This window comes from Streptococcus oralis (assembly GCF_964238205.1).
GTDB lineage: Bacteria > Bacillota > Bacilli > Lactobacillales > Streptococcaceae > Streptococcus > Streptococcus oralis_CZ.
In genome coordinates, this window is the sequence record NZ_CAXSLF010000009.1 from 1 (window position 1) to 5,104 (window position 5,104).

The following is a 5,104-nucleotide window of genomic DNA, read 5'->3' on the forward strand; positions in this document are numbered from 1 at the left end:
TTTTAGAAGTCTTGTAATGTTTCCTTCAGCTCTCTGAGAAGGGCTTTGCGGCCTTTAAATCGTTCGTCTGCCCAGAGGCGTTCATAAGCTTCTTGCTTATCTTCTGGTAATTTTCTTCTATAAGTATCCAACAATTCATGAAGGGCGTAGTAATCATCCAACCACAATCCTCCTTCTGGTAGGCGATGGCTAATCTCCCCTACTTCTTCATAGGCCATCCGGTCTAGACGACGTTTTTGACTCTCTTGTTTTCTGACACTATCAAGGATTCGATTGCGAAATTTTGTTTTGAAGTAGACGTAGAGCTTCTTTTCCTCTTCCACTAATTCTGGATGGACCTCAAGCAGTTCATAAAGACAGATCATGCCCTCTTGGTCCCAATCCTCTTTCTCCCACAGGTGGAGATAATAATCTTTTCTACATTTATGAACAATTCCTTTTACCTTTGCATAATATTTCTCAAGCATTTGCTTTCCCCCTTTCTCTGCTATACTACAAGCAGAGAAAGGGGGAAAGAGGGGTTTTGGTTTCTGTCTTGTGCTGTTTTTACTCTCTAATGTTATGGCAGTTGTGAATACTGACAAGTGAGGGTAAAAAAAGACAACTGTTTTCTATACGGTTGTCTTTACTTTGTAATTTTAATTGATGAAATGTCCGATTAAAGTTCAGCAATCTGGTTAAGATTTACTTCTGCAACTGTATCATTACCAAACATTGAGATAATCATCTTAACTTTATTGTTATCAATTTCTGTGATCTTACCTGTGTAATCTGCGAAAGCACCGTCAATAATACGAACAGTTTGACCAACTTCAACATCAATATCAAATCCTTGGACAGTTTGACCCATAGAAACTAAAATATCGCGAATTTCTTGTTCCAAAAGTGGAGTTGGTTTTGATCTATTTCCGTGTGAACCTACGAATCCTGTTACGTTTGGTGTGTTACGCACAACAAACCATGCTTCGTCGGTCATAACCATTTCTACAAGAACATACCCTGGAAAGCGATTTTCTTCGATTTCTTTTTTCTTTCCATTTTTTTCTACTTGCACTGTTTGTGTAGGAATTTCAACACGTAGAATATTTTCTAGCATATTGTATGTTTGTGCACGTTGCAATAGATTTTCTTTTACTTTATTTTCGTAGCCAGAATAAGTTTGTAGCACAAACCATCCTTTATCAAAACTATCCATGTTTTTTCCTTTCCTAACTGAAGAATTTCAGCGACTAGATCTTTTTCTTAGCTTATTTTAAAAAATATTAATAAAACGAATCAATCCGCTAACAATCAATTGGTCAAAAATATAAATCATCACTACAAAGAAAGCAGTGTATTCCATGATAGATTTAAAATCTAACCAACTTTCCTTGCGAGTCGGCCAAGTTGTTTCTTTAAGAAGTTTAAAAATGTCCTTAATAAAACGCATCGTTTTCTCCTATCTCGTTTCTCGGTGTGTGGTGTACTTGCCACAGTGTTTACAAAATTTATTTACTTCTAAGCGTGTTGGTTTTGGATTTCCACTAATTTTGATTGAATAGTTTCTAGAACCACAAACCGCACAGGCTAGACTTGCTTTTTTAAGTGCCATAACGCCTCCATCTTACCTATTATAACAAGAATCCTCTGCTTTGACAAGTTAAATTCTTTTTTGAATTCTTAAATTTTTCACTTTAAAATCATCAAATATGGCTTTCTTTCAAGATCGTACCGAATTATTTAGAAATTGAAAAAACCTAGGAATCATCCTAGGCTTTTTGTTTCTTATTTACCAAGGTAGTATTCAGAAACTACGTTCAATTTTTCGTCAAATTCGAATACCAATGGTGGGAAGTTAGGGATTTCTACATCCATGATTTCGTCGTCTGACAAACCTTTGATGTGTTTTACAAGAGCACGGATTGAGTTACCGTGTGCTCCTACGAATACGTTTTTACCATCTTTAAGAGCTGGAGCGATTTTATCTTCCCAGAATGGAAGGGCACGTTCCAAAGTCACTTTCAAGTTTTCAGCATCTGGGATAACTGAGTCGTCAAGTGAAGCGTAACGACGATCAGTGTGAGCTGAGTGCTCATCGTCGCGATCCATTGCTGGAGGCAATACATCGTATGAACGACGCCAGATGTGAACTTGTTCATCACCAAATTGTTCAGCTGCTTCAGCTTTGTTTTTACCAGTCAAACCACCGTAGTGACGTTCGTTCAAGCGCCATGATTTTTCAACTGGAACCCACAATTGGTCAGATGCTTCAAGAGCCAAGTTAGTTGTTTTGATTGCACGTTTCAATACTGAAGTGTAAGCTTGGTCAAATTCGATACCAGCTTCTTTGATCAATTTACCAGCGTCAATCGCTTGTTGTGTTCCTTTTTCAGACAAATCAACATCAGCCCAACCAGTGAAGAGGTTAGCTTTGTTCCATTCAGACTCACCGTGGCGAGCAAAAACCAATTTTACCATTTGATGGATACTCCTTTTATTTTCCGAGGTTTCCCTCGTTTATCTATTCTATTTTACACAATTTTTCACAAAAAAGCTAGTCAAAATCAATCAAAAAAGAGAAGCGACTTCTTGTCTCTTCTCTTTTAGTATAGAATTATCCTTCGATTTGGAAATGTTTTAAGCTTGACAAGTATAGCGCTCCACCAATGATGAGAATAATTCCACCAATCCATCCCAAGAATGGAATCAATGCTACTCCCGATCCAACGATTAGCAAGATAGACGGAGCAAGTGAGATACGCTTGTCATCCTTATAGTAGACAAGAGTGAGAATTCCTAGGATAAGAGTTGCAATTTTTACTAAAGTAAAAACAAGGAAAACAACTCCCAAAACAAATCCCGCAAAATCTTCATTTTCAGAAATAGCCGCAATCATAACGATAACGACTGGTAAGATTGCCAAAAGAGCTCCTGCAATGATCCCAATAATTCCATCAACTTGTGCAAGTGTTTTTGTCTTCATAAATGTCTCCTAAAAACTTTATTTAATCGTTATTTTACCATATTTTAGTTTTTATTTAAAATTTTTACCAGTCTGGTATGGAATTGATGATTCCTTTACTGGAACTCTATATGAAGCAAACTAGTGATATTTTAAGTGTAATAGTTCTATTTTTTTACTTGTTATTTTACATTATGTCCAGTCGTTCAAGTAATCCATTTATTTTTTCATAGCCTCGTGAAATATACCCACTCAAATCAGAATCTATATATAACTTACTTCTAATTAGTAGAGAAGTATTTATCATTAGATTTGTTGCTAATCGTTAGTATTCCCCATTTATTAGTTTAGATTATACTCATCATTTATTTTTTTGATTATCCTATTATTTTAGAGGTTGACTTTAGTTACAAGTCAGTTTCATTCTCAATCTCGATTATCTTCTAGATTTTCTAACTGTTTATATTTTCTATTTTGGCGGTTTACACTCTTATGTAAGACTATCTGAGTTAAATATCCGTTTTCTTGTTCTATGCCTTACTCAGATTTAATTTAGTGCTTTTGATCGTTTCTGATAGAACTATACAACTACAGTGGATTGAACCTAGAATAGTACGACAAGGATTCTAAAGCGTTTTTAGAAATTAATTTGACTTTCCTAATCTCTTTGTTCACATCTTATTTCAATCCACTATAGTATTAATAAATTGTTGACTAATCTTCATTCTGCAATTTTTCTGAGATATCGTTATCAGAAAAAAATTTAATTTATCTGACTTCAAATAGTAAAACGAGTATTTGAAATCATAACCACCATACCAGGTCTATAAGCCCAAATTACCAGCCAGCGTCTAAAGACGCTGGCTTTCACGTTGTTCAACCTCTATTGCTCTTGACTCGTCACTTGCCTCTTAAAGAGGCGTGAGTATTACTTACCACTATCCCTAAAGGGATCCTCATATTCTTTTACACTCAATTTATCTAGAGCTATATCATGCTGTACTCGTTCTCAAATTTTCATACTCGTGAAGAAATCATCCACTGGATAATTTCTTTAATCTTGAATATATTTCCTTATTGTGACTTCATTAAACCCTACTGTACTCAAATAATAACCTTCCGCCCAGAAATGTCGATTACCAAACTTGTACTTGAGGTTGGCGTGTTTGTCAAACATCATGAGTGCACTTTTAGCCTTTAAATAACCCATGAAACTAGAAACACTTATCCTTGGTGGAATACTTACCAACATATGTACATGATCTGCCATCAAGTGTCCTTCAATAATTTCAACACCTTTATAACTACACAAGCGATGAAATATTTCACCTAAACTACTCCAATATTGATTATAGATGACTTTTCGTCTATACTTAGGGGTGAACACAATGTGATACTTATAGTGCCACTTTGTGTGTGATAAACTATGAGACTTTTGTGCCATGGTTTTCTCCTTTCGCTTTACAATTGGCTTGAACACCTTTATTGTATCGCGTTTGGAGTTTTTTGGGTATAACCTTCGACGCGCACTCGCATAGCGGGTGGTTTATTTGTCTCGCACCTCACGGAGCGAGACGGACTAATAGTCACATAATCAAAAAACCGTAAGAAGAAATTCTTACGGTTTTTCTAGCAGTCTGAAAGAATAATCATTCTCAGTTTTGCTTTATTTGAGCTTTTTATTTACTTTTCTTCCTTGCGTTTTTTTGCGAAGAGAAGTCCACCTGTCGCTGCTGCAAGTAGTGCTAGACCAACTGAAGCGTTAGATTGCTCTGTACCAGTATTTGGCAATTCTTTCGCTCCAGCTTTCTTAGATGCTGGGTTAGCAGATGACTCTTTAGTTGCTTTTTTCACTGTCTTCTCTGGTGTCAAGACTGCTACTGAACCATCTGGGAAGGTTACTGTCGCTGTACCATCGTTGCCTACTTCTACCTTGCTTGCTGTTGGGTTAGCTTTCTTAACTTCGTCAGCTACCTTAGCTTTTTCTGCATCTGTAAGAGCTGATGGATTCACTACTGGGGTGATTGCTGGGTTCTTAACGCCATTTGAATCAGCTTCTTTCACTGTCTTCTCTGGTGTCAAGACCGCTACTGAACCATCTGGGAAGGTTACTGTCGCTGTACCATCGTTGCCTACTTCTACCTTGCTTGCTGTTGGGTTAGC

Annotated in this window: 7 protein-coding genes and 1 pseudogene; all 8 read right to left on the reverse strand. The window is 36.7% G+C overall.

The window, feature by feature from the left end:
• Positions 1 to 2: 2 nt before the first annotated feature.
• Positions 3 to 467, reverse strand: a complete 465-nt coding sequence (locus tag ACESOD_RS09695) for a sigma-70 family RNA polymerase sigma factor (RefSeq protein ID WP_373095539.1) — start codon at positions 465 to 467, stop codon at positions 3 to 5.
• Between the two features lie 191 nt (positions 468 to 658).
• On the reverse strand, positions 659 to 1,195 hold the full coding sequence (nusG, locus tag ACESOD_RS09700; RefSeq protein ID WP_373095542.1) for a transcription termination/antitermination protein NusG: 537 nt from the start codon (positions 1,193 to 1,195) through the stop codon (positions 659 to 661).
• A 57-nt stretch (positions 1,196 to 1,252) separates the two neighbouring features.
• Entirely contained in the window at positions 1,253 to 1,429 is a 177-nt protein-coding gene (gene secE / locus ACESOD_RS09705) for a preprotein translocase subunit SecE (RefSeq protein WP_001211016.1), read from the reverse strand.
• A 9-nt stretch (positions 1,430 to 1,438) separates the two neighbouring features.
• Entirely contained in the window at positions 1,439 to 1,591 is a 153-nt protein-coding gene (gene rpmG, locus ACESOD_RS09710; RefSeq protein ID WP_001809375.1) for a 50S ribosomal protein L33, read from the reverse strand.
• Positions 1,592 to 1,764: 173 nt separating this feature from the next.
• On the reverse strand, positions 1,765 to 2,457 hold the full coding sequence (locus ACESOD_RS09715) for a phosphoglycerate mutase (protein ID WP_045763384.1): 693 nt from the start codon (positions 2,455 to 2,457) through the stop codon (positions 1,765 to 1,767).
• Positions 2,458 to 2,593: 136 nt separating this feature from the next.
• The gene (locus ACESOD_RS09720) at positions 2,594 to 2,962 is read right to left on the reverse strand and encodes a hypothetical protein (RefSeq protein ID WP_049525851.1); all 369 of its coding nucleotides are present in this window, start codon (positions 2,960 to 2,962) and stop codon (positions 2,594 to 2,596) included.
• A 1,036-nt stretch (positions 2,963 to 3,998) separates the two neighbouring features.
• Positions 3,999 to 4,385: pseudogene (gene tnpA / locus ACESOD_RS09725) on the reverse strand (IS200/IS605 family transposase); the annotation flags it as partial.
• Positions 4,386 to 4,624: 239 nt separating this feature from the next.
• A partial coding sequence (locus tag ACESOD_RS09730; RefSeq protein ID WP_373095547.1) for an LPXTG cell wall anchor domain-containing protein occupies positions 4,625 to 5,104 on the reverse strand: 480 nt, incomplete at its 5' end.

What these genes read in the sequence shown, in the direction of transcription:
- rpmG (WP_001809375.1), bottom strand. Translation starts at nt 1,591, where the DNA reads ATGGCACTTAAAAAAGCAAGTCTAGCCTGTGCGGTTTGTGGTTCTAGA.
- secE (WP_001211016.1), bottom strand. Translation starts at nt 1,429, where the DNA reads ATGCGTTTTATTAAGGACATTTTTAAACTTCTTAAAGAAACAACTTGG.
- ACESOD_RS09715 (WP_045763384.1), bottom strand. Translation starts at nt 2,457, where the DNA reads ATGGTAAAATTGGTTTTTGCTCGCCACGGTGAGTCTGAATGGAACAAA.
- nusG (WP_373095542.1), bottom strand. Translation starts at nt 1,195, where the DNA reads ATGGATAGTTTTGATAAAGGATGGTTTGTGCTACAAACTTATTCTGGC.
- ACESOD_RS09695 (WP_373095539.1), bottom strand. Translation starts at nt 467, where the DNA reads ATGCTTGAGAAATATTATGCAAAGGTAAAAGGAATTGTTCATAAATGT.
- ACESOD_RS09720 (WP_049525851.1), bottom strand. Translation starts at nt 2,962, where the DNA reads ATGAAGACAAAAACACTTGCACAAGTTGATGGAATTATTGGGATCATT.